Source organism: Delftia sp. PE138 (genome assembly GCF_018320755.1).
GTDB lineage: Bacteria > Pseudomonadota > Gammaproteobacteria > Burkholderiales > Burkholderiaceae_C > Comamonas > Comamonas tsuruhatensis.
Genome location: NZ_JABEPN010000006.1, coordinates 174,468 through 197,201, shown reverse-complemented (window position 1 = coordinate 197,201; position 22,734 = coordinate 174,468). Strand labels below are relative to the sequence as shown.

20 protein-coding genes are annotated in these 22,734 nt (G+C 68.4%); 14 read left to right on the top strand and 6 right to left on the bottom strand.

Going from position 1 to position 22,734, the window contains the following annotated elements:
* Positions 1–27: 27 nt before the first annotated feature.
* Together HFGMBDPB_RS20730 and HFGMBDPB_RS20725 are read right to left on the bottom strand one after the other, a co-directional pair.
* Complete coding sequence (locus HFGMBDPB_RS20730; protein ID WP_016452492.1) at positions 28–933, bottom strand: DMT family transporter; 906 nt, start codon at positions 931–933, stop codon at positions 28–30.
* Positions 934–1,256: 323 nt separating this feature from the next.
* Positions 1,257–2,396, bottom strand: coding sequence for an aromatic ring-hydroxylating oxygenase subunit alpha (locus tag HFGMBDPB_RS20725; RefSeq protein ID WP_016448933.1), 1,140 nt, complete (start codon positions 2,394–2,396; stop codon positions 1,257–1,259).
* A 340-nt stretch (positions 2,397–2,736) separates the two neighbouring features.
* Between HFGMBDPB_RS20725 and xseB the strand changes: the two genes are divergently transcribed.
* From xseB to HFGMBDPB_RS20700, 5 genes are all read left to right on the top strand, one after another.
* Positions 2,737–2,973 carry an exodeoxyribonuclease VII small subunit gene (gene xseB, locus HFGMBDPB_RS20720; RefSeq protein ID WP_016448932.1) on the top strand — a complete coding sequence of 79 codons (237 nt, stop codon included), beginning with the start codon at positions 2,737–2,739 and terminating at the stop codon, positions 2,971–2,973.
* A gap of 8 nt (positions 2,974–2,981) precedes the next feature.
* On the top strand, positions 2,982–3,932 hold the full coding sequence (locus tag HFGMBDPB_RS20715; RefSeq protein ID WP_154835069.1) for a polyprenyl synthetase family protein: 951 nt from the start codon (positions 2,982–2,984) through the stop codon (positions 3,930–3,932).
* A gap of 203 nt (positions 3,933–4,135) precedes the next feature.
* Positions 4,136–6,016, top strand: a complete 1,881-nt coding sequence (dxs, locus tag HFGMBDPB_RS20710; RefSeq protein WP_017405740.1) for a 1-deoxy-D-xylulose-5-phosphate synthase — start codon at positions 4,136–4,138, stop codon at positions 6,014–6,016.
* A 264-nt stretch (positions 6,017–6,280) separates the two neighbouring features.
* On the top strand, positions 6,281–7,363 hold the full coding sequence (locus HFGMBDPB_RS20705; RefSeq protein WP_016452489.1) for a TRAP transporter substrate-binding protein: 1,083 nt from the start codon (positions 6,281–6,283) through the stop codon (positions 7,361–7,363).
* Positions 7,364–7,657: 294 nt separating this feature from the next.
* Positions 7,658–8,737: a TRAP transporter substrate-binding protein gene (locus HFGMBDPB_RS20700; RefSeq protein ID WP_016448928.1), complete on the top strand. Its 1,080-nt coding sequence runs from the start codon at positions 7,658–7,660 to the stop codon at positions 8,735–8,737.
* A 150-nt stretch (positions 8,738–8,887) separates the two neighbouring features.
* Here HFGMBDPB_RS20700 and HFGMBDPB_RS20695 read toward each other — a convergent pair whose 3' ends face one another.
* The 3 genes from HFGMBDPB_RS20695 to HFGMBDPB_RS20685 form a co-directional block, all read right to left on the bottom strand.
* Positions 8,888–10,720 (bottom strand): TRAP transporter large permease, encoded by a 1,833-nt coding sequence (locus HFGMBDPB_RS20695; protein ID WP_016448927.1) that lies wholly within the window; start codon positions 10,718–10,720, stop codon positions 8,888–8,890.
* Positions 10,721–10,737: 17 nt separating this feature from the next.
* The gene (locus HFGMBDPB_RS20690) at positions 10,738–11,346 is read right to left on the bottom strand and encodes a TRAP transporter small permease subunit (RefSeq protein WP_016452488.1); all 609 of its coding nucleotides are present in this window, start codon (positions 11,344–11,346) and stop codon (positions 10,738–10,740) included.
* Between the two features lie 176 nt (positions 11,347–11,522).
* On the bottom strand, positions 11,523–12,713 hold the full coding sequence (locus HFGMBDPB_RS20685; protein WP_047217784.1) for a helix-turn-helix domain-containing protein: 1,191 nt from the start codon (positions 12,711–12,713) through the stop codon (positions 11,523–11,525).
* Between the two features lie 273 nt (positions 12,714–12,986).
* Between HFGMBDPB_RS20685 and HFGMBDPB_RS20680 the strand changes: the two genes are divergently transcribed.
* The 9 genes from HFGMBDPB_RS20680 to HFGMBDPB_RS20640 all read left to right on the top strand — a co-directional run bounded on the left by HFGMBDPB_RS20680 (position 12,987) and on the right by HFGMBDPB_RS20640 (position 22,214).
* On the top strand, positions 12,987–13,463 hold the full coding sequence (locus HFGMBDPB_RS20680; protein WP_013803615.1) for a (2Fe-2S)-binding protein: 477 nt from the start codon (positions 12,987–12,989) through the stop codon (positions 13,461–13,463).
* Positions 13,464–13,492: 29 nt separating this feature from the next.
* On the top strand, positions 13,493–15,883 hold the full coding sequence (locus HFGMBDPB_RS20675; RefSeq protein ID WP_070080580.1) for a xanthine dehydrogenase family protein molybdopterin-binding subunit: 2,391 nt from the start codon (positions 13,493–13,495) through the stop codon (positions 15,881–15,883).
* Between the two features lie 10 nt (positions 15,884–15,893).
* A complete protein-coding gene (locus tag HFGMBDPB_RS20670; RefSeq protein WP_046241966.1) occupies positions 15,894–16,685 on the top strand; it encodes an FAD binding domain-containing protein in 792 nt (263 codons plus the stop codon).
* Between the two features lie 157 nt (positions 16,686–16,842).
* Positions 16,843–17,784: an AAA family ATPase gene (locus HFGMBDPB_RS20665; protein WP_212646153.1), complete on the top strand. Its 942-nt coding sequence runs from the start codon at positions 16,843–16,845 to the stop codon at positions 17,782–17,784.
* Positions 17,781–19,037 carry a vWA domain-containing protein gene (locus HFGMBDPB_RS20660; protein WP_212646152.1) on the top strand — a complete coding sequence of 419 codons (1,257 nt, stop codon included), beginning with the start codon at positions 17,781–17,783 and terminating at the stop codon, positions 19,035–19,037. Before HFGMBDPB_RS20665 ends, HFGMBDPB_RS20660 begins: the two co-directional genes overlap by 4 nt.
* A 38-nt stretch (positions 19,038–19,075) precedes the next feature.
* Entirely contained in the window at positions 19,076–19,807 is a 732-nt protein-coding gene (locus HFGMBDPB_RS20655; protein ID WP_047325844.1) for an SRPBCC family protein, read from the top strand.
* 129 nt (positions 19,808–19,936) lie between these two features.
* Positions 19,937–21,007, top strand: a complete 1,071-nt coding sequence (locus HFGMBDPB_RS20650; protein WP_016448919.1) for an XdhC family protein — start codon at positions 19,937–19,939, stop codon at positions 21,005–21,007.
* Positions 21,008–21,177: 170 nt separating this feature from the next.
* Complete coding sequence (locus tag HFGMBDPB_RS20645; RefSeq protein WP_016448918.1) at positions 21,178–21,870, top strand: AzlC family ABC transporter permease; 693 nt, start codon at positions 21,178–21,180, stop codon at positions 21,868–21,870.
* A gap of 5 nt (positions 21,871–21,875) precedes the next feature.
* Entirely contained in the window at positions 21,876–22,214 is a 339-nt protein-coding gene (locus HFGMBDPB_RS20640; protein ID WP_070080576.1) for an AzlD domain-containing protein, read from the top strand.
* Positions 22,215–22,216: 2 nt separating this feature from the next.
* Here HFGMBDPB_RS20640 and HFGMBDPB_RS20635 read toward each other — a convergent pair whose 3' ends face one another.
* On the bottom strand, positions 22,217–22,606 hold the full coding sequence (locus HFGMBDPB_RS20635) for a nuclear transport factor 2 family protein (protein ID WP_013803605.1): 390 nt from the start codon (positions 22,604–22,606) through the stop codon (positions 22,217–22,219).
* Positions 22,607–22,734: the final 128 nt, after the last annotated feature.

Below are 22,734 nucleotides of genomic sequence, written 5' to 3'. Positions count from 1 at the left end.
GCGACGGCCCCAGGCGGGACGTCGCCGTCAGCCGCGTGAACGCAGGGCCGTGGCCAGGGCGCCGCTGGCCACGATCAGCACGATGCCGGCCCAGCCGATCAGCGGCACGCTTTCGCCGAACAGCGCCAGGCTCAGCAGGGCGGCAAAGACGATGCCCGAGTACTGCAGATTGGCCACCACCAGGGTATTGCGGCTGTTGCCGGCCGAAGCGTAGGCCGCCGTCATGCAGACCTGGGCCACGGCAGCCAGCACGCCCACGGGCAGCAGCCACAGCGCGCGCCAGCCCGGCCAGGCGGACACGCCCGTGAAGCACATGGCCAGGGCGCCGGCCACGGCCGAGCCCAGTGCGAAGTAGAAGACCACGCGCGCCTCGGGCTCGCCCATGCGCGACAGCGTGGCCACCTGCATATAGGCCATGGCGGCGAACACCCCGCCGATCAGGCCGCCCGCGCTGGCCACGAATTCCTGCGGCGCCGCGCTGGGGCGCAGCACCAGGATCACGCCCACGAAGCCCAGGGCCACGGTGGCGACCAGGCTCCAGGGAAACGGCGGCAGTGCGCGCAGCGCATGCGATTCGGGCTGGCGGCGCAGCTGGTGGCGCAGCAGCAGGCCCTGGCCGATCAGAAACACCGCCATCCAGATGCTGCTCATGGAGTTGAAGGTGGCGGCCGTGGCCAGCGGCAGGTGGCCGATGGAGTAGAACCAGGCGCCCATGGAAGTCACGCCCACGAAGCTGCGCCAGGCATGCTCGCGCGGGTAGCGCGTGGCCAGCGAAATGCCCTGGTGGCGCGCCAGCCACCACAGCGCCACCATGCTGACCAGCCCGCGGTAGAAGACGATCTCCGCCGCGTTGAAATCCTGGGAGGCGAACTTCACACACACACTCATGACCGCAAAGACGAATGCGGCCGCCACCATCCACAGGGCTTGCATATTAATGACCGGATAGAGCCGCACAAGGACCGCGGCGCTGGACGAGAAAAGGGTTGGGTTTTGTTTTTGGCGCATGCCGCCTGGCTGTCTACGGCCCGGGGCCGCGGCAGGGGCACGCGCAAGGCACTGTATTGCATAAGCCAAGACATTGGGTCTGCCTCGGGATGCATTGCAGTCGCCAGCCCTGCCCATTGGGCACACCAGGGCGCTTGCATTCAGAAGAGCTGTGCGGCGGGCCTGCCGCTCGATGAAGGCGGCCCGATGCAGGAGGCCCAATGCAGACGGCCCGCACGAATGCGGGCCGTCGGAAGAGCCGGAGCCGATCAGCGTGCGGGGACTGCGTCGCCCATCACGCCGCGATACCACTCATGGAAGTGCTGCATGCCGTCTTCCATGGGGCTCTGGTAGGGGCCGACCTCGTTGTCGCCGCGCTCGTACAGCGCCCTGCGGCCGGCGTCCATGCGCTCGCCGATCTCGTCGTCCTCGATGCAGGTCTCCATGTAGGCGGCCTTTTGCGCCTGCACGAATTCGGGCTCGAAGGCGGCGATCTCTTCGGGGTAGTAGAACTCGACCACGTTCAGTGTCCGGTCCACGGCCAGCGGGTGCAGGGTCGAGACCGTGAGCACGTGCGGATACCACTCCACCATGATGTGCGGGTAGTAGGTCAGCCAGATCGCTCCGCGTTCGGGCAGCTCGCCGTTGCGGTAGGCCAGCAGCACGTCGTGCCACTTCCTGTAGGTGTCCGAGCCGGGCCGGGCAAAACCGGGCGCCACGCCCACGGTCTGCACCGAGTACTCCCTGGAAAACTCCCACTGCAGGTCATCGCAGGTCACGAAGTTGCCCAGGCCCGGATGGAACGGGCCCACGTGGTAGTCCTCGAGGTAGACCTCGATGAAGGTCTTCCAGTTGTAGTTGCACTCGTGCATCTCGACATGGTCGAGCACGAAGCCCTCGAAGCTCAGCTGCTCGCGCAGCTTCATGCCGGCGAGGTCGGCCTCGATGTCGCGGCCGTTGTCCTCGAACAGCAGGCCGTTCCACTCGCGCAGCCGGTAGTTGTTCAGGTTCAGGCAGGGATCGTGGCTGAAGTGCGGTGCGCCCAGCAGCTCGCCGCTGGTGCTGTAGGTCCAGCGGTGCAGCGGGCAGACGATGTTGCCCCCCGCATGGCCCTTGCCTTCGGTCATCAGGTTGCCCCTGCCCTTGAGCATCACGGCCTGGCGGTGGCGGCAGACGTTGGAGATCAGCTCCACCTGCCCCCTGGCGTTGCGCACCAGAGCCCGGCCTTCCTTTTCCTGAGGCAGGGCGTAGTAGTCGCCTATCTCGGGAACGGCCAGTTGGTGGCCCACGTAGCGCGGGCCGCGTTGAAAGATGGTCTCCAACTCACGCTGGAACAGCGCAGGGTCGAAGTAGCTGGAAACTGGTAGTTGGCTTGCGGCCTGCTGCAGTTGAAGACTTAAATCAGACATGGATGACCTGACCTAAAGACTCCCCACAGGGAGGGTGCGCGTGCGCACGGGATTGGAAAAAGCAAAACCGGCCGTTCCTGGACATGGAGACAGGCTTCACGACTTGAAAACAAGCGGCGCCCGAGGCGTCCTGTCTTGTCGGTGAGCCCGACCGCATGCCTAGGCAAGGGGCCGGTTTGGCGGGGAATGGGATTATAGCCCGTGGGGTTATTTCCGGATGCCCGGTACGTGTATTGCAAGCGGCCGATGGCGCCTGTCAAGGGCTGTCCGGTTATTGGCGGCGCGGTCGCGGAGGGACGCCTAGAATCGTCGGTTCCCCACAACGCACTGCCAACGCCACATGCCCAAGGCTGCCCCCAAGGCTCCCGCCGAGCCCACCAGTTACGAATCCGCGCTGCAGGAGCTGGAGCAGCTCATCGCGCAGATCGAGTCGGGCCAGCTGCCTCTGGAGCAGATGCTGGCCGGCTACCAGCGCGCGGCGCAGCTGCTCGGCTACTGCCGTGGCCAGCTCGACGCGGTGCAGGAGCAGGTCAAGGTGCTAGACGAGGGGACCCTGGCCCCTTGGAGCCAGGATTGAAGATTGCCATGAGTGCCCTGATGACTTCCGCTTCCGATGTTTCCCAGGCGCCGGGCCTTGGCGCGCTGGATTTTCCCTGCTGGATGAACGACCGCCTGGCGCGCACCGAAAGCGCGCTGTCCCAATGGGTGGGCGTGGATGCGCCGGCCGGCCTGGGCGAAGCCATGCGATACGCCGTGCTCGATGGCGGCAAGCGCCTGCGCCCGCTGCTGGTCTGGGCTGCGGCCGAGGCCGTGGCCGGCCTGCCGTCGGCCGCCGTGCGTGCCGGCTGCGCCGTGGAACTGATCCATGCCTATTCGCTGGTGCACGACGACATGCCCTGCATGGACAACGACGTGCTGCGCCGTGGCAAGCCCACGGTCCATGTGCAGTTCGGCGAGGCCTCGGCCCTGCTGGCCGGCGACGCGCTGCAGGCACTGGCCTTCGAGCTGCTCGTGCCCGCGCCCGACGAGGCTGACGGCATGCCCGATGCGCTGCAGGCGCGGCTGTGCCGGCTGCTGGGCCGTGCCGCAGGCGCGCAGGGCATGGCCGGTGGCCAGGCCATCGACCTGGCCAGCGTGGGCCTGCAGCTGAGCGAATCGCAATTGCGCGAAATGCACCGCCTCAAGACCGGCGCCCTGCTGCATGCCAGCGTGCTCATGGGCGCAGCCTGCAAGGAGGGCGTGGATGCCCAGGCCTGGCAGGCGCTGTCCGACTACGGGCAGGCGCTGGGCGTGGCCTTCCAGGTGGTGGATGACATCCTCGACGTGGTGGCCGACTCGGCCACCCTGGGCAAGACGGCCGGCAAGGACGCGGCCAACGACAAGCCGACCTATGTCTCGCTGCTGGGCCTGGACCAGGCCCGCGCCCATGCCGACGAGCTGTGCGCCCTGGCGCACGCGGCGCTGGCGCGCAGCGGCCTGCCGGACACGCGGGCCCTGGCGGCACTGGCCGACATGGTCGTGAGCCGCACTCACTGACAATGAAGCACCCCCTGAGTCGCTTCGCGCCTTCCCCCTCTCTACCCGCTTCGCGGGGGAGGGGGACGACACCCTCGCTGCGGGGCGGCCCTTGCTCGGTGTCCCTTGGTGGGGGCGCGCTACTTGCAAGGGTGGCGTTCGATGCCACAGGCAACTGATACGAAAATATGGGCGATGGTCTTGCGGCCATCAAGATATCTAGCATGACCACGAACACCTACTCCCTGCTGCAGACCATCGACGATCCCGCGGATCTGAGGCGTCTGTCGCGTGCCGAACTCAAGACCCTGGCCCAGCAGCTGCGTGCCTACGTGCTCGACAGCGTCTCCAAGACCGGCGGGCATCTGAGTTCCAACCTGGGCACGGTGGAGCTGACGGTGGCGCTGCATGCGGTGTTCGACACGCCCTACGACCGCGTGGTCTGGGACGTGGGCCACCAGACCTATCCGCACAAGATCCTCACGGGCCGGCGCGAGCGCATGGCGTCGCTGCGCCAGTTCGGCGGCCTGTCGGGCTTTCCGCAGCGCGCCGAGAGCGAGTACGACACCTTCGGCACGGCCCACTCCTCCACCAGCATCTCGGCCGCCCTGGGCATGGCCCTGGCCGCCAAGCAAAAGGGCGAGGACCGCCGCGCCATCGCCGTCATCGGCGACGGCGCCATGACGGCCGGCATGGCCTTCGAGGCGCTGAACAACGCCGGCGTGACCGATGCCAACCTGCTGGTCATCCTCAACGACAACGACATGAGCATCAGCCCGCCCGTGGGCGCGCTCAACCGCTACCTGGCCCAGCTCATGAGCGGGCAGTTCTACGCCAAGGCGCGCGACATGGGCAAGAGCGTGCTCAAGCAGGTGCCGCCGCTGCTGGAGCTGGCCAAGCGGCTGGAGCAACAGGCCAAGGGCATGGTCGTGCCGGCCACGCTGTTCGAGAACTTCGGCTTCAACTACATCGGCCCCATCGACGGGCATGACCTGGACTCGCTGATCCCCACGCTGGAGAACATCAAGAGCCTCAAGGGCCCGCAGTTCCTGCACGTGGTCACGAAGAAGGGCCAGGGCTACAAGCTGGCCGAGGCCGACCCCGTGGCCTACCACGGCCCCGGCAAGTTCGACCCCAGCGTGGGCCTGGTCAAGCCGGCCACGCCCCCGAAGCAGACCTTCACCCAGGTCTTCGGCCAGTGGCTGTGCGACATGGCGGACAAGGACCAGCGCCTGGTCGGCATCACGCCCGCCATGCGCGAGGGCTCGGGCATGGTGGAATTCCACAAGCGCTTTCCGGGCCGCTACTACGACGTGGGCATTGCCGAGCAGCATGCCGTCACCTTCGCGGCCGGCATGGCCTGCGAGGGGCTCAAGCCCGTGGTCGCCATCTACTCGACCTTCCTGCAGCGCGCCTACGACCAGCTGATCCATGACGTGGCGCTGCAAAAACTACCCGTGGTCTTTGCGCTGGACCGTGCGGGCCTGGTCGGCGCCGACGGCGCCACGCATGCCGGTGCCTACGACATCGCCTTCGTGCGCTGCGTCCCGCACATGAGCATGGCCTGCCCGGCCGACGAGCGCGAATGCCGCCAACTGCTCACCACGGCCTACGAGCAGGACCATCCGGTGGCCGTGCGCTACCCGCGTGGGGCGGGCGTGGGCGTGGCCCCGCTGGAGAGCCTGCAGGGGCTGCCCTTCGGCAAGGGCGAGGTGCGCCGCGAATCGGCGGCGAAGAAGGTCGCCATCCTGGCCTTCGGCACCTTGCTGTATCCCGCGCTGACCGCAGCCGAGGCGCTGGACGCCACCGTGGTCAACATGCGCTGGGCCAAGCCGCTGGACGAGGAACTGCTGCGCCAGGTGGCCTCCACGCACGAGCTCATCGTCACCGTGGAAGAGGGCTGCATCATGGGTGGCGCAGGCAGCGCCGTGGCCGAGTCGCTGCAGGCTGCCGGCATCACGCGACAGCTGCTGCAGCTGGGCCTGCCCGACGAGTTCATCGAGCACGGCGATCCCGCCAGGCTGCTGGCCCTGCAGGGGCTGGACGCGGCCGGCATCGAGGCGTCGGTGCGCGCCCACCTGGCGCCCGAGCGCGCCGTGGCCTGAAGATGGGACGGGCCTGTGCCCCGCGATGGGGCGCATCGCGCATGCCGAGCAGGACTACGCGGGGGAAAACCCCGTCCGCGCTTGCTTTGCGGCGTTTTTAGAATCGATACCACCTGATACAGTGTGAATGCACGTGCGAACGTGCGTTTTTTTTGCCGCCGGGCCCCCAAGGCAGAAGCGGCCCCTCGGAGGGGCAGCGGACCTTGCGCAGCAAGGGGTGGTGGTGGCTTTTTCTGACTGACAACACATCGCGGAGAGACATTCATGGACCGTCGTTCGATCATCAAACATGCGGGAATCGCCGGCGTGCTGGCTGTGGGAGCCGCACCCGCAGTCCACGCCCAGGAGGCGGTCCGCTGGCGTCTGGCCGCGAGCTTTCCCAAGTCGCTGGACACCATCTTCGGCTCGGCCGAAATGTTCTCCAAGACGCTCAAGGCGATGTCGGGCGGCAAGTTCGAAGTCTCGGTGCATGCGGCCGGTGAGCTGATGCCCGCCTTCGGCGTGGTCGATGGCATCCAGAACGGCACCATCGAGATGGCGCTGACGGCGCCCTACTACTTCACCGGCAAGGACTACATCTTCGCCTTCGGCTGCGCCGTGCCCTTCGGCCTGACGGCGCGCCAGATGGATGCCTGGATGGAGCACGGCGGCGGCCGCAAGCTCATGGACGAGTTCTATGCCCAGTACAACATCAAGAGCCAGAGCGCAGGCAACACGGGCACCCAGATGGGCGGCTGGTTCCGCAAGGAGATCAAGTCGGTGGCCGATCTCAAGGGCCTGAAGATGCGCCTGGGCGGCGGCCTGTTCGGCGACGCCATGCTCAAGCTCGGCGTGGTCGCGCAGAACATGCCCGTGGGCGAGGTCTACCAGGCGCTTGAAAAGGGCACGCTGGATGCCGTGGAATTCGTGGGTCCGTACGACGACCAGAAGCTGGGCTTCAACAAGGTCGCTCCCTACTACTACTACCCCGGCTGGTGGGAAGGCGGCGCCGAGCTGGAGTTCTTCATCAACACCAAGGCGTATGCGGCCCTGTCGCCCGAGTACAAGGCCATGGTCGATGCGGCCTGCAACGTGGCGGCACGCGACATGACGGCCAAGTACGACGCCAACAACCCCGTGGCGCTCAAGAAGCTGGTGGCCGACAAGACCCAGCTCAAGGCCTTCCCCAAGGACTTCATGGATGCCGGCTACAAGGCCGTCATGGAGATCATGGCCGAGCATGACGCCAAGTCGCCCATGTTCAAGAAGATCAACCAGAGCCTGCGCACCTTCCAGCGCGACCAGCTGCTGTGGGAGCGCTTCTCGGAGTTCCGCTACAACAGCTACATGACCACGGCCAAGCTGTAAGCAGGTCTGCAGCCAGCAGCACGCACAAGGACGGTCCATGCCTTCCACGCCTGCAGGCCAAGCCCGCGTCCCCTCTGCGAAATGCAGCGGGGACGGCGGGCTTTTTTTCCGCCGGGCCGCCCCAAGGCAAAAAGCGGCCCCTTTGGGGGGCGCCCGGCCAGGGGCAGCGGACCTTGCGCAGCAAGGGGAGCGTGGGGGCTTTTTTGTTCCGATGATGTATGTGGGCCGAGCTGCCAAGAGCAGTCCGGCCTTTTTTGAATGCTCTCAAGCAGAGCGAACCAGGAGGAGACAGAGATGGACAGAAGAAAAGCACTCAAGCACGCCGGTCTGGCCGGCGTATTGACTGCCGCAGCGGCGCCAGCCGTTCATGCGCAGGCGGCGGTGCGCTGGCGCCTGGCGTCCAGCTTTCCGCGTTCGCTGGACACCATCTACGGCTCTGCCGAGGTGTTTTCCAAGGCGATCAAGGAAATGTCGGGCGGCAAGTTCGAGGTGTCGGTGCATGCGGCCGGCGAGCTGATGCCCGCCTTCGGCGTGGTCGATGGCGTGCAAAACGGCACGGTGGAGATCGCGCACACGGCGCCCTACTACTTCTTCGGCAAGAACGAGGCCTTTGCCATCGGCGGCGCCATTCCGTTCGGCATGAACTCGCGCCAGCTCACGGCCTGGAACGTGGACGGCAACGGCGGCAAGCTGATGCGCGAGTTCTATGCCGAATACGGCATCGTCAACTTCCTGGGCGGCAACACCGGCGCCCAGATGGGGGGCTGGTTCCGCAAGGAGGTCAAGACGACCGAGGACATCAAGGGCCTGAAGTTCCGCATCGGCGGCTTCGCGGGCCGGATCATCGAGCGCATGGGCGGCGTGCCCCAGAACATCCCGGGTGGCGAAATCTACCAGGCGCTGGAAAAGGGCACCATCGATGCGGCCGAATGGATCGGCCCCTATGACGACCTCAAGCTGGGCTTCAACAAGGTCGCGCCGTTCTACTACTACCCCGGCTGGTGGGAAGGCAGCCTGAACCTCGAGTTCTACGTGAACCAGAAGGCGCTGGCCGCGCTGACGCCCGAGCAGCGCGCCATGGTGCAGGCCGCCTCGCACGAGGCCCATGTGGTCACCCAGGCCCGCTACGACGCGCGCAATCCCGGCGCGCTCAAGCAACTGGTGGCCAGCAAGGCCAAGGTGCTGGCCTTCCCGCAGACCGTGCTCGATGCCTCCTACAAGACCACCATGGCGGTCTATGCGGAGCTGGCCGAGAAAAACCCTGCCTGGAAGAAGATCTACAGCGACTACCGCAACTTCCAGCGCGACGAGGTGCTGTGGTTCCGCTTCGCCGAGGCGCGCTACGACGCCTTCATGTCGGCGCAGAAGCTGTGAAGTCGCGGCGCCCTCGGGCGTCATGCGCGAAAGAAAGCCGGGCACTGCCCGGCTTTTTTCATGCGCGCAGGGGGCCGGCGCACGCCGGGGTCCGAACGAAAAAAGGCCCCGCGGTTGCGGGGCCTTTGCTGTCCTTGAGGGAGCCTGCGATCAGCTGCCGGACTTGCTCTCGCCCGGCGTGGCCGGCTGCTCGCGCTGCAGCTGGTCCTGCAGCGCCTTGAGCGCATCGTCCTCACCGCCCGCCGGGGCCGAGGGCTCGCCAGGGGTGCCCTCGGGTGCGGGGGGCTGGTTCGCGCCGTCGCCGTTGAACATGGGGTCGTTGAAGTCGATGGCCTCGGGCATGGATGCCTCCATCTCCTGGCGCACCTTGTCCAGGTCGTACTCCACCTTCTTGTCCAGCCCGCTGGAGACGATGCCGGGGAAGATGATGATCAGGGCCACCATGACCAGCTGGATCAGCAGGAAGGGGATGGCGCCCGCATAGATCTGCATGGTGGTCACGGGCTCGGTCATCTTCTTGGTGACCTTGTCCACGTAGGCCTTGGCCGGGGCCACGCTGCGCAGGAAGAACAGCGCGAAGCCGAAGGGCGGGTGCATGAACGAGGTCTGCATGTTCACGGCCAGCAGCACGCCGAACCAGACCAGGTCGATGCCCAGCTTGTCGGCCACGGGGGCCAGCAGCGGCACGACGATGAAGGACAGCTCGAAGAAGTCCAGGAAGAAGGCCAGCACGAAGATCATGATGTTGACCACGATCAGGAAGCCGATCTCGCCGCCGGGCAGGGACACCAGCAGCTCCTCCACCCACTTGGGGCCGTCCACGCCCTGGAAGGTCAGGCCGAACATGGTCGCGCCGATCAGGATGAACATCACGAAGCACGACAGCTTGGTGGTGGACATCAGCGCCTGCTTGAGCAGGTCCATGCTCAGGCGGCCGCGCACGAAGGCCATGACGGCCGCGCCCAGTGCGCCCATGGCGCCGCCTTCGGTGGGGGTTGCCACGCCCAGGAAGATGGTGCCCAGCACCAGGAAGATCAGCAGCAGCGGCGGGATCAGCACGAAGGTCACGCGCTCGGCCATGCGGCTGAGCAGGTGCAGGCCCGTGAGCTTGTTGAACATGGCGGCGATGAAGGCCAGCGCCACGCCGAAGCACATGGACACCACGATGGTCTCGTCCAGAGCGACCTTCTCCACCACATCGCCGGACCACCAGGTGTGCAGCTGGGGCATGTACTGGGCGACCACCATCGAGGCGGCCACGCACAGCACGGTCAGCACCAGGGTGGAGGGCAGGCCGGAGTTGCCATTGGGCTCGCGCAGCGTGCGCGCCTCGGGCGGCAGGGCGGGCACCATGGCGGGCTTGAAGATGGCCAGCACGACGATGAACAGAGCATAGAAGCCCGTCAGCATCAGGCCCGGCAGGAAGGCGCCCTTGTACATGTCGCCCACGCTGCGGCCCAGCTGGTCGGCCAGCACGATCAGCACCAGGGACGGCGGAATGATCTGCGCCAGCGTGCCCGAGGCCGCGATCACGCCCGAGGCCACCCGGCGGTCATAGCCGTAGCGCATCATGATGGGCAGGGAGATCAGACCCATGGAGATCACCGATGCCGCGACCACGCCCGTGGTCGCCGCCAGCAGCGCGCCCACGAAGATCACCGCAAAGGCCACGCCGCCGCGCACGGGGCCAAAGAGCTGGCCCACGGTCTCCAGCAGGTCCTCGGCCATGCCGCTTCGCTCCAGTATCAGCCCCATGAGGGTGAAGAACGGTATGGCCAGCATCGTCTCGTTCTGCATGATGCCGAAGATGCGCAGCGGAAGGGCCTGCAGCAGGGCTTCGGGCAGCACGCCCAGTTCGATGCCGACAAAGGCGAAGAACAGTCCGCAGGCGCCCAGGCTGAATGCCACGGGAAATCCCACGAGCAGGAAAAGTATCAGCCCCGCGAACATGATCGGGGCCAGGTTGTGGATCACGAATTCCATGATGTCTGTTTCCCCGATCAGGCGCCTTGCCCGCTTTTGTCCTTGGCTCCTGCCAGCCCGCGCAGGGCTTCGGCCAGGTCTTGCTCTGCGGTCTTCTCGCCCTTCTTGGCCGTGGGATCGTCGATCAGGCCCTTCAGGAAGGCGATGCGCTTGATCAGCTCCGACATGCCCTGCAGCAGCAGCAGCCCGAAGCCCAGGGGAATCATCAGGTAGACGGGCCAGCGCACCAGGCCGCCTGCATTGCCCGACATCTCGCCGGTCTGCATGGCCTGGATCACGAACGGCGTGCCGAACCACAGGATGGCCAGCGCCATGGGGGTCAGGAAAAAGACGAAGCCGAAGATGTCGATCCAGATCTGCGTGCGCTTGGACAGACGGCTGGCGATCACATCCACCTTCACGTGCTCGCCCTGCAGCAGCGTATATCCGGCGGCCAGCAGGAAGGAGGCGGCGAACAGGTACCACTGCACTTCGAGGTAGGCGTTCGAGCTGGTGTGCAACACCTTGCGCACGATGGCATTGATGCCGCTGATGACCGTCGAGGCCAGGATCAGCCAGATAAGGCATCGCCCGACCAGGCTGTTGAGCCAGTCGACCCCTCTTGAGAATTTGAGCAAAGCCTGCATGGTGTCTCCAAAAAGTAGGCTGTATTGGGTCCGTCGCCGTACGCCGGCCTGTAGGCCGGCGCGCAGCGCTCTTGTCGGCGCATGGACCAAAGCCGTCGATTCTACGGAGACCCGAACGCCGCAGGCGGCCTGCTCCCCCTAAAAGAAATCCGTGTGAACCCGAGGAAACGTCCCATTCAGGTTGTCGCGCGGGGCCTGCGGGCTCCCAGTTTTCGGTACATCGTGGCCCGGCTGATGCCCAGCGCGCGGGCGGCCCGGGTCACATTGCCCTGGGCATCCTGCAGGGCCTGCTCGATCAGCACGCCCTCGCTGGCGCGCAGCGGGCTGGCCTGGGCGGCGGCAGCGAGTGCCGCCGTGCCCAGCGCAGGCAGCAACTGGCGCAGCTGGGGCCCGGGCTGCACCAGTGCCTGCAGCCGCAGGCCCGACCACAGCGGCAGGCGCAGCGGTTCGTTGGGGCGCTGGCGCGCATGCTCCACCAGCGCCGTCCAGGGCATGGCCAGCAGTTCGCTGCAGTGCAGCGGCTGGCCCGGCTGCGCCAGCGGCTGGGGCACCAGCTGGCGCGCCAGGGTATTGCTGCCCGCCACATGCCCTTCGGCGTCCACGGCCAGCAGGCCTTCGCCCTCCTGACCCAGAGGCCCGCCGGGCCAGTTCAGGTGCAGCAGCAGCGCGTGGGGCAGGGCGCGCAGCAGCCGGTCCTCGATGGCGCGGGCGCAGCGCAGCGCCAGGTGCATCAGCTCGGGCCGCTCGGGCACGTCCACGCCCGTGATGTCCAGCATGCCCAGGCAGCGGCCGTCCGGGGCGTACAGCGGTGCGCCCGCGCAGCTGTAGTGGCGGTTGGCCTCGAAGAAATGCTCGGCCCGGTGCAGCCAGACGGGGCCGTGCTCGGCCAGGGCCGCACCGATGGCGGTGGTGCCCACGCCCTGCTCGGACAGGTCCACGCCCACACGGGCGATGGCCTGCACGCGGATGTCGCTGCGGTCCAGCGGCCCCTGCACGTCCAGCACGGTGCCGTGCGCATCGGTCAGCAGGCTGAAGTAGCGCATGGCGCCCACGGCGCCCACCAGCTGGGTCATCACGGGGTGCGCCGCCTGCAGCAGCGCCTCGTGGCCGTCACGTGCCTGGCGCAGCGCATGCGGCCCCAGTGCTTCGTAGACCACGCGCTCGCCCGGGCGGCGGCCTGCCGCCAGGCAGCGCTGCCAGGAGCGCCACAGCCAGGGCGCGATGCCGGCAGGGGTGGCGGGCAGAGTGGCAGGCGGCATGCCGGCCAGCGCCTGCTCGCCGAAGGCCAGGCTGCGGGCCCGGGCGATCTGCGCGTGGCGCGGATCGGCGGGGCAGGGCTGCGCGGCGTCGGGGCTCAGGGCGAACATGGGGCGGGGACTCCTGTGGCTGGCTGGCAAGGGATTGCGAACGGGCTGGCAGGCGGGCACGGTCGAAGCCGGGGGCGCAGGCGCAAGCGGTGCGGGCTGCGGCTGCGGTTGCGGTGACGACTGTGTCATTTTGAGAATATCCGCGCCGCCCGGCCCGGGCTTGCGGGTCAACCCTAGAACGGGCGCCTGCGGGCAGGGCGACCATGGCAGACGAGGTTTCCGGCGTTCCCCCACGTTCCAGATCACCGCCGAACACAGGCAGGAGACAGCACGATGAATGTCCAGCTCACCGTCAACGGGCGCGCGCAGCGCATCGACGTTCCACCCAACACCTTGCTCGTGCATGCGCTGCGCGAGCACCTGCGCCTGACCGGCACGCATGTGGGCTGCGACACCAGCCAGTGCGGGGCCTGCACCGTCATCGTCGACGGCCACGCCGTCAAGTCCTGCGCCATGCTGGCCGTGCAGGCCGAGGGCTGCGAGGTGCGCACCATCGAAGGGCTGGCGGATATCGACGGCGGCCTGCACCCCATGCAGGCGGCCTTCAAGGAGTGCCACGGCCTGCAATGCGGCTTTTGCACGCCGGGCATGGTCATGAGCGCCGTGGACCTGTGCCAGCGCCAGCCGTGCGCGGGCGATCGCGAGATCCGCGAGGCGCTGGAGGGCAACCTGTGCCGCTGCACGGGCTACCAGAACATCGTGGCCGCCGTGAAAAAGGGCAGCCAGGCCATGGCAGGGCCTGCGGCCTGAGCGCCGCAGGTCACCACAAGGAGACAGCCATGGGTGCATCCGACTTTTCCAAGCTCCCCCACATCGGCGAGCCCGTCAAGCGCAAGGAGGACTACCGCTTCCTCACGGGCGCGGGCCAGTACACCGACGACATCGCACTGGCCGCCCAGGCCCATGCGGTGTTCGTGCGCTCGCCGCACGCGCATGCGCGTGTGCGCTCCGTGTCCACCGACGCGGCCAAGGCCGCGCCCGGCGTCATCGGCGTGCTCACGGGCGCCGACGTGGCGGCCGACAAGATCAACGGCCTGCCCTGCGGCTGGCTGATCACCAGCACCAACGGCGAGCCCATGAAGGAGCCGCCGCATCCCATCCTGGCGCTGGACACCGTGCGCTACGTGGGCGACCAGGTCGCCATGGTCGTGGCCGAGACGCTGGAGCAGGCGCGCGACGCGGCCGAGCTGGTGGAGGTGGACTACGACCCGCTGCCCGCCGTGGTGCTGGTGGCCGACGCGGCGGCCGGCAGCGTGCCCGGCGCGGTGGTGCACGACATCGCCCCCGACAACCACTGCTACAAATGGGCCATCGGCGACAAGGCTGCCGTGGATGCCGTGTTCGCCGGTGCTGCCCACATCGCCCAGCTGGACCTGGTCAACAACCGCCTGGTTCCCAACGCCATGGAGCCGCGCGCGGCCATCGGCAGCTACAGCCGCGCCAATGACGAGTACACGCTGTACGTGGCCAACCAGAACCCGCACGTCGAGCGGCTGCTGATGACGGCCTTCGTCATGGGCCTGCCCGAGCACAAGGTGCGCGTGATCGCGCCCGACGTGGGCGGCGGATTCGGCTCCAAGATCTTCCTGTATGCCGAGGATGTCTGCCTGACCTGGGGTGCGCGAAAGCTCAACCGCAACATCAAGTGGACGGCCGACCGCAGCGAGTCCTTCCTCACCGACGCCCATGGCCGCGACCACGTCAGCCATGCCGAGATGGCCATGGACGCCAGCGGCAAGTTCCTGGCCATGCGCGTGCACACGGATGCCAACCTGGGCGCCTACCTGAGCACCTTCGCCAGCGCCGTGCCCACCATCCTCTATGCCACCTTGCTGGCCGGCCAGTACGCCACGCCCCAGGTCTATGTGGAGGTCGATGCCTGGTTCACCCACACCGCGCCCGTCGATGCCTACCGGGGCGCGGGCCGGCCCGAGGCCACCTACCTGCTGGAGCGCCTGGTCAGCCGCTGCGCCTGGCAGCTGAACCTGTCCCAGGCCGAGATACGGCGGCGCAACTTCGTCACCAGCTTCCCCTACCAGACGCCCGTGGCCCTGCAGTACGACGTGGGCGACTACGGCGCCTGCATGGACAAGGCCGAGGCCCTGGCCGACGTGGCCGGCTTTGCCGCCCGCCGTGCCGACAGCGAGGCGCGGGGCCTCAGGCGCGGCCTGGGCTACAGCAGCTACATCGAGGCCTGCGGCCTGGCGCCCAGCAACATCGCAGGCGCCCTGGGCGCGCGGGCCGGCCTCTTCGAATGCGGCGAAGTGCGCGTGCACCCCACGGGCAGCGTCACCGTGTTCACGGGCTCGCACAGCCATGGCCAGGGGCACGAGACCACCTTCGCCCAGGTGGTGGCCGCGCGCCTGGGGATACCCGTGGAGAACGTGGACATCGTCCACGGCGACACGGGCCGTGTGCCGTTCGGCATGGGCACCTATGGCTCGCGCTCCATCAGCGTGGGCGGCGCGGCCATCATGAAGGCGCTGGACAAGATCGAGGCCAAGGCCAAGAAGATCGCGGCCCACCTGATGGAGGCCAGCGACGCCGACATCGACTTCGCGGGCGGCGAGTTCACGGTGCGTGGCACCGACAAGAAGATTCCCTTCGCCCAGATCGCGCTCACCGCCTATGTGCCGCACAACTACCCGCTGGACAAGCTGGAGCCCGGCCTCAACGAAACCGCCTTCTACGACCCCACCAACTTCACCTTCCCCGCAGGCACGTACATCTGCGAGGTCGAGGTGGACCCGGCCACGGGCGTGGTGCGCGTGGACCGCTTCAGCGCCGTGGACGACTTCGGCACCATCATCAATCCCATGATCGTCGAAGGCCAGGTGCACGGCGGCGTGGCCCAGGGCATAGGCCAGGCGCTGCTGGAAAACTGCGTCTACGACCGCGAGACCGGCCAACTGCTCACCGGCAGCTTCATGGACTACGCCATGCCGCGCGCCGACGATTTCCCCGAATTCAAGCTCGGCACCGTCTGCACGCCTTGCACGCACAACCCGCTGGGCACCAAGGGCTGCGGCGAGGCGGGGGCCATAGGCTCGCCGCCCGCCGTCATCAATGCCGTGCTTGACGCACTGCATCCCCTGGGTGTCAGGGACCTGGACATGCCGGCCAGCCCGCACCGTGTCTGGTTGGCCATCGACGCCGCAGCCACCTCCTGAGGAGAGCGCCATGTACGCATTCACCTATGAAGCCCCTGGCAACACGGCCGACGCCGCTGCCCTGGCCGCCCAGGGCGGCCAGTACCTGGCCGGAGGCCAAAGCCTGCTGCCATCGATGCGCTTGCGCCTGGCGCGGCCCGAACAGATCGTGGACCTGAACCGCGTCCAGGGCCTGGCCGGCATCGCCGTCAACGGCCAGACCGTGGAAATCCGCGCCATGACACGCCACGCCGACGTGGCCGCCAACCCGCAGGTCCAGGCCGCCATCCCGGCCCTGGCCGAGCTGGCCGGCGGCATCGGCGACCGCCAGGTGCGTGCGCGCGGCACCATCGGCGGTTCGCTGGCCAACAACGACCCCGCTGCCTGCTACCCCAGCGCCGTGCTGGGCCTGGGCGCCACTGTCGTCACCGACCGGCGCGAGATCGCGGCCGACGACTTCTTCCAGGGCATGTACACCACGGCGCTGGGCAGCGGCGAGCTGATCACGGCCGTGCGCTTTCCCGTGCCGAGGAAGGCCGCCTACCTCAAGTTCAAGCAGCCCGCCTCGCGCTTCGCCCTGGTGGGCGTCTTCGTCGCCCAGACCGACAGCGGCGTGCGCGTGGCCATCACGGGCGCCGGGCTCAGCGTGTTCCGCCATGCGGGGCTGGAGGCCGCGCTCAACCAGAGCTTCACGCCCGACGCGGCCGCCCAGGTGCTGATCGACCATGCCGACCTCAACAGCGACCTGCATGCCAGCGCGCGCTACCGGGCGCAGTTGATCAGCGTGCAGACGCAGCGTGCGGTATCGCAGATGCTGGGGTGACTATGGTGACCCCCTGAGTCGCTTCGCGCCTTCCCCCTTGAAGGGGGACGACACCCTCGGTGCGGGGCGGCCCTTCCTCGGTGTCCCTGAGTTGGATTGCGCCAGTTTTGCGCAGCGCAGACGAAGCGCAGTTCCATGACGATTGGATAAGGACTGAATGAAGGTTCCCGAGCAAGCCATTGCCCCCATAGACGCCCTGGTCGCCGCGCTGCAGGCCGAAGGCTATTTCGCCGACCGGCGCCTGGCCACGGCCGTCTTCCTGGCCCTGCGGCTGCAGCGGCCGCTGCTGCTGGAGGGCGAGCCTGGCGTGGGCAAGACCGCGCTGGCCCAGGCGCTGGCACGCGTGCTGGAGCGCCGCCTGATCCGGCTGCAGTGCTATGACGGCATGGAGCAGCGCGAGGCGCTGTATGAATGGAACTACGCGGCCCAGCTGCTGCACCTGCGCGCGGCCGAGCTGGCCTCGGCGCAGCCCGCGGCTGCACCGCAGCACGACCGCATGCAGCGCGCCGAGCAGGAGGTCTACCAGGAGCGCTACCTGGTAAGCCGCCCGCTGCTGCAGGCCCTGCAGCAGCCCGAGCCCGGCGCCGTGCTGCTGATCGACGAGATCGACCGCGCCGACGAGCCCTTCGAGGCCTTCCTGCTCGAATACCTGGGCGAGTACCAGGTCAGCATCCCCGAGCTGGGCACGGTGGCGGCACGCGTGCCGCCCGTGACCGTGCTCACCAGCAACCGCACGCGCGACCTGCACGATGCCGTCAAGCGCCGCTGCCTCTACCACTGGCTGGACTATCCCGGGCGCGAGCGCGAGCTGGCCATCGTGCGCGCCCTGGTGCCCGGGGCAGGGCAGGCCCTGACGGCCCAGGTGGCGAGCTTCGTGGGGCGGCTGCGCAGCCAGCCCTTTTCCGACGCCTTCCAGCGCGTGCCCGGCATTGCCGAAAGCGTGGAATGGGCCAAGGCCCTGGTGGCGCTGGACACCCTGGTGGTCGATCCCGAAGTCGTGCACGACACGGCCGGCATCCTCTTCAAGCAGCGCGAGGACGTGGCCGCGCTCACGCCCGAGCGGCTGCAGCAACTGCTGGCGCCGGAGCCCGCGCCGTGACGGCTGGGGCAGCCGGTGCGGCCGGTGCAGCCGACGGGGGCGAGCGCACCAGCTGGCTGGGCGATGCGCGCAGCGGCAAGCTGGCAGGCAACCTGGTCGGCTTTGCGCGTGCGCTGCGCCGCGCGGGCGTGCCCGTGGATGGCGGGCGCATGGCGCTGGCCCAGCAGGCCCTGTCCCTGGTCGGCCTGGCGCGCGAGGACATGGCCGCCGCGCTGGAGGCCGTATTTGTGAGCAACGCCCAGGACCGCGCCGTGTTCCGCGAACTGTTCGACGCCTACTTCCGCAATCCCGATGTGGCCCGGCAACTGCTGGCCCAGTTGCTGCCGCAGGCGCCCCGGCCGTCCGCGCCGCGCCACCGCCCGCGCGTGCAGGAAGCCCTGTCGCCCCGCCAGGCAGGCGAGGGCAGGGCCGCCGTCGATGAAGAGCTGAAGCTGGACGCTGCCATGACGGCCAGCGAGCGCCACCGCCTGCGCCATGCCGACTTCAACCAGCTCAGCGCCAGCGAATACCTGCTGGTGCAGCGCCTGGCCAGGGACATTGCCCTTCCCTTGCCCCGCTACCGCAGCCGCCGCACGCGCACGGGCCAGCGCGGCGCGGTGCCCGACTGGGCTGCCAGCCTGCGCGCGGCATCGCACCACGGCGGCGAAATGCTGCAGCTGCTGCGGCGCGAACGCCGGCGCCTGCCGCTGCCCTGGCTGGCCCTGGTCGATGTCTCGGGCTCCATGGAGCGCTATGCGCGGCTGCTGCTGGCCTTCCTGCACGCGGCCACCAGCACGCAGCGCCATGCGGGCCTGCGCCGCCAGGTCTTCAGCTTCGGCACCGAGCTGCGCGACCTGGGCCCGGCCTTTGCCCAGGCCGATACAGACGCCATGCTCGAGCGCGCCAACGCCGCCATTGCCGACTTTGGCGGCGGCACGCGCCTGGGCAGCAGCCTGGGCGAACTGCGCCGCCTGCATGCGCGCCACCGGGTTTCAGGCCTGGTGGGCCGGCGCACCCTGGTGCTCATCATCAGCGACGGCCTGGACACCGGCGATGCCGCCGAGCTGGACCGCGAACTGGCCTGGCTGCGCCGCCACAGCGCGCGGCTGCTGTGGCTCAACCCGCTGCTGCGCTTTGACGGGTATGCCCCACTGGCCCAGGGGGCAGCCGTGCTGCATCGTCATGCCCATGCCATGCTTGCGGTACACAACCTGGAATCGCTGCAGCAACTGGCCGGTCACCTGGCGCGGCTGCTGGCGGCGCCAGGCCGCTGAGCCGCTTGCGGCCACCCCCATCGCAGAAAGGAATTGCCATGGAAATGCAAGCCAGCCGTTCCCTTGCCGTCAGCCAGCAGCAGGCCTGGGAGGCGCTCAACGATCCCGAAACGCTCAAGGCCTGCCTGGCCGGCTGCGACCGCTTTGAACCCCTGGGCGATGACCAGTACGCCGTGGGCATGGCGGTCAAGGTGGGGCCGGTATCGGCCAAGTTCAGCGGCAAGGTCACGCTGTCCGACATCACGCCGCCCGAGCGCTACCGCATCGCCTTTGAAGGCCAGGGCGGCGTGGCCGGCTTCGGCAAGGGCGAGGCCGACGTCACCCTCACCCCCGAGCCCGCTGACGCCGCAGGCCAGCCGCGTTGCCTGCTCAGCTACAGCGTGCAGGCCCAGGTCGGCGGCAAGATCGCCCAGCTGGGCCAGCGGCTGATCGACGGCGCCGCCCGCAACATGGCCGACGACTTCTTCGCACGATTCGACACGCTGATGCAGCAGCGCCACCCGCGCGCGCCGGCAGCGCCTGCCGATGCAGGCGACACCGCCGACCTGTCCCACCTGCCTGCCGGCCTGGCAGATGAAACCGGCCATATCGAGCCCACCGTGGACGCCCAGGCCTGGGAGCACGACGCCGCAGCCGGCGTGGCCACGCCGCTGGATGCCGCACCGGCCACCGAGGCCGAGGAACGCTCGCGCCGCGCCATCCCGCTGTGGTGCTGGGGGCTGGCCATCGTCGTCGTCCTGGGTGCCGGCTGGCTGCTTTCGCGGTACTGAGTCCTTGCGCCGACCCACGGCTTTTTCCACCTACCCTGAACGATGCGCGCTGGCGCAGCACAATAGCCGCCGAAAAGCGCCAGGCGCCCAGCTGCACAGGCAAGCCAGGTGCCGGCGTGGAGATTTGCAATGGAAAACCTGGATGTTCATGTTCTGCGCCACCTCGCGCAATGGCGCGCTCAGGGCGAGCGCGCGCTGCTGGCCACGGTAGTGCGTACCTGGGGCTCGTCGCCCCGGCCCATCGGCTCCATCATGGCGCTGGGGGCCTCGGGCGCCGTGGTCGGCTCCGTGTCCGGCGGCTGCATCGAGGACGACCTGATCGCCCGCTACAGCCACGCCTCGGACGCCGACGCCCTGCGCGACGGCGCGCCCCGGCTGCTGCGCTACGGCGTCAGCGCCGACGAGGCCCACCGCTTCGGCCTGCCCTGCGGCGGCACGCTGGAGCTGCTGCTCGAATTCAATCCCGACGCTGCTGCGCTGCAGCAACTCGTCCAATGGCTGGACGAAGGCCGCATGGTGCGGCGCACCGTGGACAAGGCCACCGGCCAGGTCGCCCAGCAGGTCAGCGATGCGCCCGAGCCGCTGGTGCATGCCGGGCAGCAGGTCGCCAACAGCTTCGGCCCCGAGTACCGCATGCTGCTCATCGGCGCAGGCCAGCTGTCCGAATACCTGGCCACCATGGCGCTGTTCAACGGCTTTGCGGTCACCGTCTGCGACCCGCGCGAGGAATACAGCCGCCACTGGAGCGTGGCCGGCGTGCAGCTGTCGCGCGAGATGCCCGACGACCTTGTGCGCACCATGCGCGCCGATGCGCGCACCTGCATCATCGGCCTCACGCACGACCCCAAGCTCGACGACCTGGCCCTCATGGAAGCCCTGGAATCCCCGGCCTTCTACGTCGGCGCCATCGGCTCGCGCCGCAACACCGCGCTGCGCCTGCAGCGCCTGAGCGAGCACTTCGGCCTGGGCGACGCGCAGCTCGCGCGCCTGCGCGGCCCCATCGGCCTGTACATAGGCAGCAAGACGCCCCCCGAAATCGCCGTCAGCATCATGGCCGAGGTCCTGGCCGCCAAGAACGGCGTGGCCCTGCCGCGCGGCATGACCGTGGAAGAAGGCAAGCTCGCCGCAGCCCAGCCCCCGCAGCCGCTGGAGGATGACGGGCCCGAGGGCATCACGCCCCTGGTGTGCGGGGTGGGTTAGACGGGGCGCCGCAGGCGGGTGGCATGGGGCTGCAGTGACGGGAGTTGAGGCGCTATATTGATCGATCTTCTTTCATAGAGGGAGGCGATCATGTGTTTGGCAGGGAATGAGGCCGGCTTGCCCGGCACGATTGTCGGCAATCCTGTGGCGAAAGGGTTCGGAGGCGCGGCGTGAGCGGCGCTCGTCCGCTGGCTGCCGGCCTGACCGCCAGCCTCTCCGTGGCGACGGGCTATCTGCCGATTGCTTTTTCCTTTGGCGTGGCGGCCGTTCAGGCGGGTCTTGCTCCATCCATTGCGGTGCTGGCTTCCGTGCTGGTCTATGCCGGAGCCAGCCAGTTCCTGCTGATTTCGTTGCTGGCTTCGGGAGCCGGGCTGTGGACCGCTTTGCCCACGGTGCTGTTGATGAATGCGCGGCATGTGCTGTATGGCCCGGCCCTGCAGGTGGTGCTGGGGCCGCGGCAGCGCCTGGCCACGCCCTGGTTGGCCTTTGGCCTGACCGACGAGGTGTTTGCCACCGCCATGAGCAAGATGCAGGGCGTGCCAGAGGCCGAGCGCGAGCACTGGTTTCTGGGCCTGCAACTTGGCGCCTACGCGGCCTGGGTGGGCGGCACGGTGATGGGGGTGACGCTGGTGGGCGAGGTGGATCGGTGGCCGGCAGCCGTCCGCGAGGCGCTGGCCTTCGTTCTGCCGGCATTGTTCTTTGCGCTGCTGCTGGAGGCGGGGGTGCTGCGCTGGTGGCGTGCGGTGCTCACGGCCGCCGTGGTCGCTGCGGTGCTGGTTTGCTTCATTCCGGGCTACCACGCCCTGGCGCTGGCGATCCTGTGCGGTGCGCTGGCGCATGCGGCCACGGCCGATAGGGGCTGATCACCATGTCGTACACATTCTGGATCTTGCTGTTGTGCGGTGCCGGCACCTTTGGCCTGCGCTGGTTGCCGTTGTGGCAGGCACGCCGCAGAGGGCACTCTGCACGGGCGTCCCGGAAGGTGCAGCGGTGGCTGGCGGGTGTCGGGCCCGCCGCCATCGCTGCCCTGTTCGTGGTGTCAACCTGGGGGCTGTTGGTCAGCGATGTCCGCTGGGGGCGGGTGGCCGTGATCTCCGTGGCTTTGCTGGCCATCTGCCTCGCACGCCTGGTGCGTAAAGGCATTGCCATGCCGACCTTGGCTGGTGCGCTGACCTACGGCCTGCTGGCTCATTTCAAGCCCTGGTGATGTCAGTGCGGCTGGGCATGGAAGGCCTTGTTGGCAATCTTCCAGCCGGCCTCGGTCTTGAGCAGCACGAAGTAGTCGATGAAGGTGATGGCGCCGTGCACCAGGGTGATCTTGGCGCTGGCCGCCGTGCCGCCGATGTCGATGGCGTCGATGCTGCGGCGGCGCGTGGCCTCGTCGGCGGCGGGCTGGCCCTTGAAGCGGGCGCAGTAGGTGTCGATGTCCCAGGAGGTCAGCGGGCCTTCGCGCACGCTTTCGATGCGGGCGGTGGGCATGAAGGCGGCGCGCATGTGGGCGCTGTTGTCCTCGGCATGGCCGCGCATGTACAGCTCCAGCGGCACGCGCACGGCGGCTTCTTCGGGGTGGTCGGTCAGGCGTGGGTTGGCAGTCGTCATGGTGTTCTCCTGGGACGGATGGATGGCGGCCTGCGCCTGCAGGCCGGCGGCCGCGCATCGTAGCCACAAGCGCGGGGTGCAGTCCAACGGGGTGACAGGCGCGACCTGCGCCGGGCTGGGGTGCAATG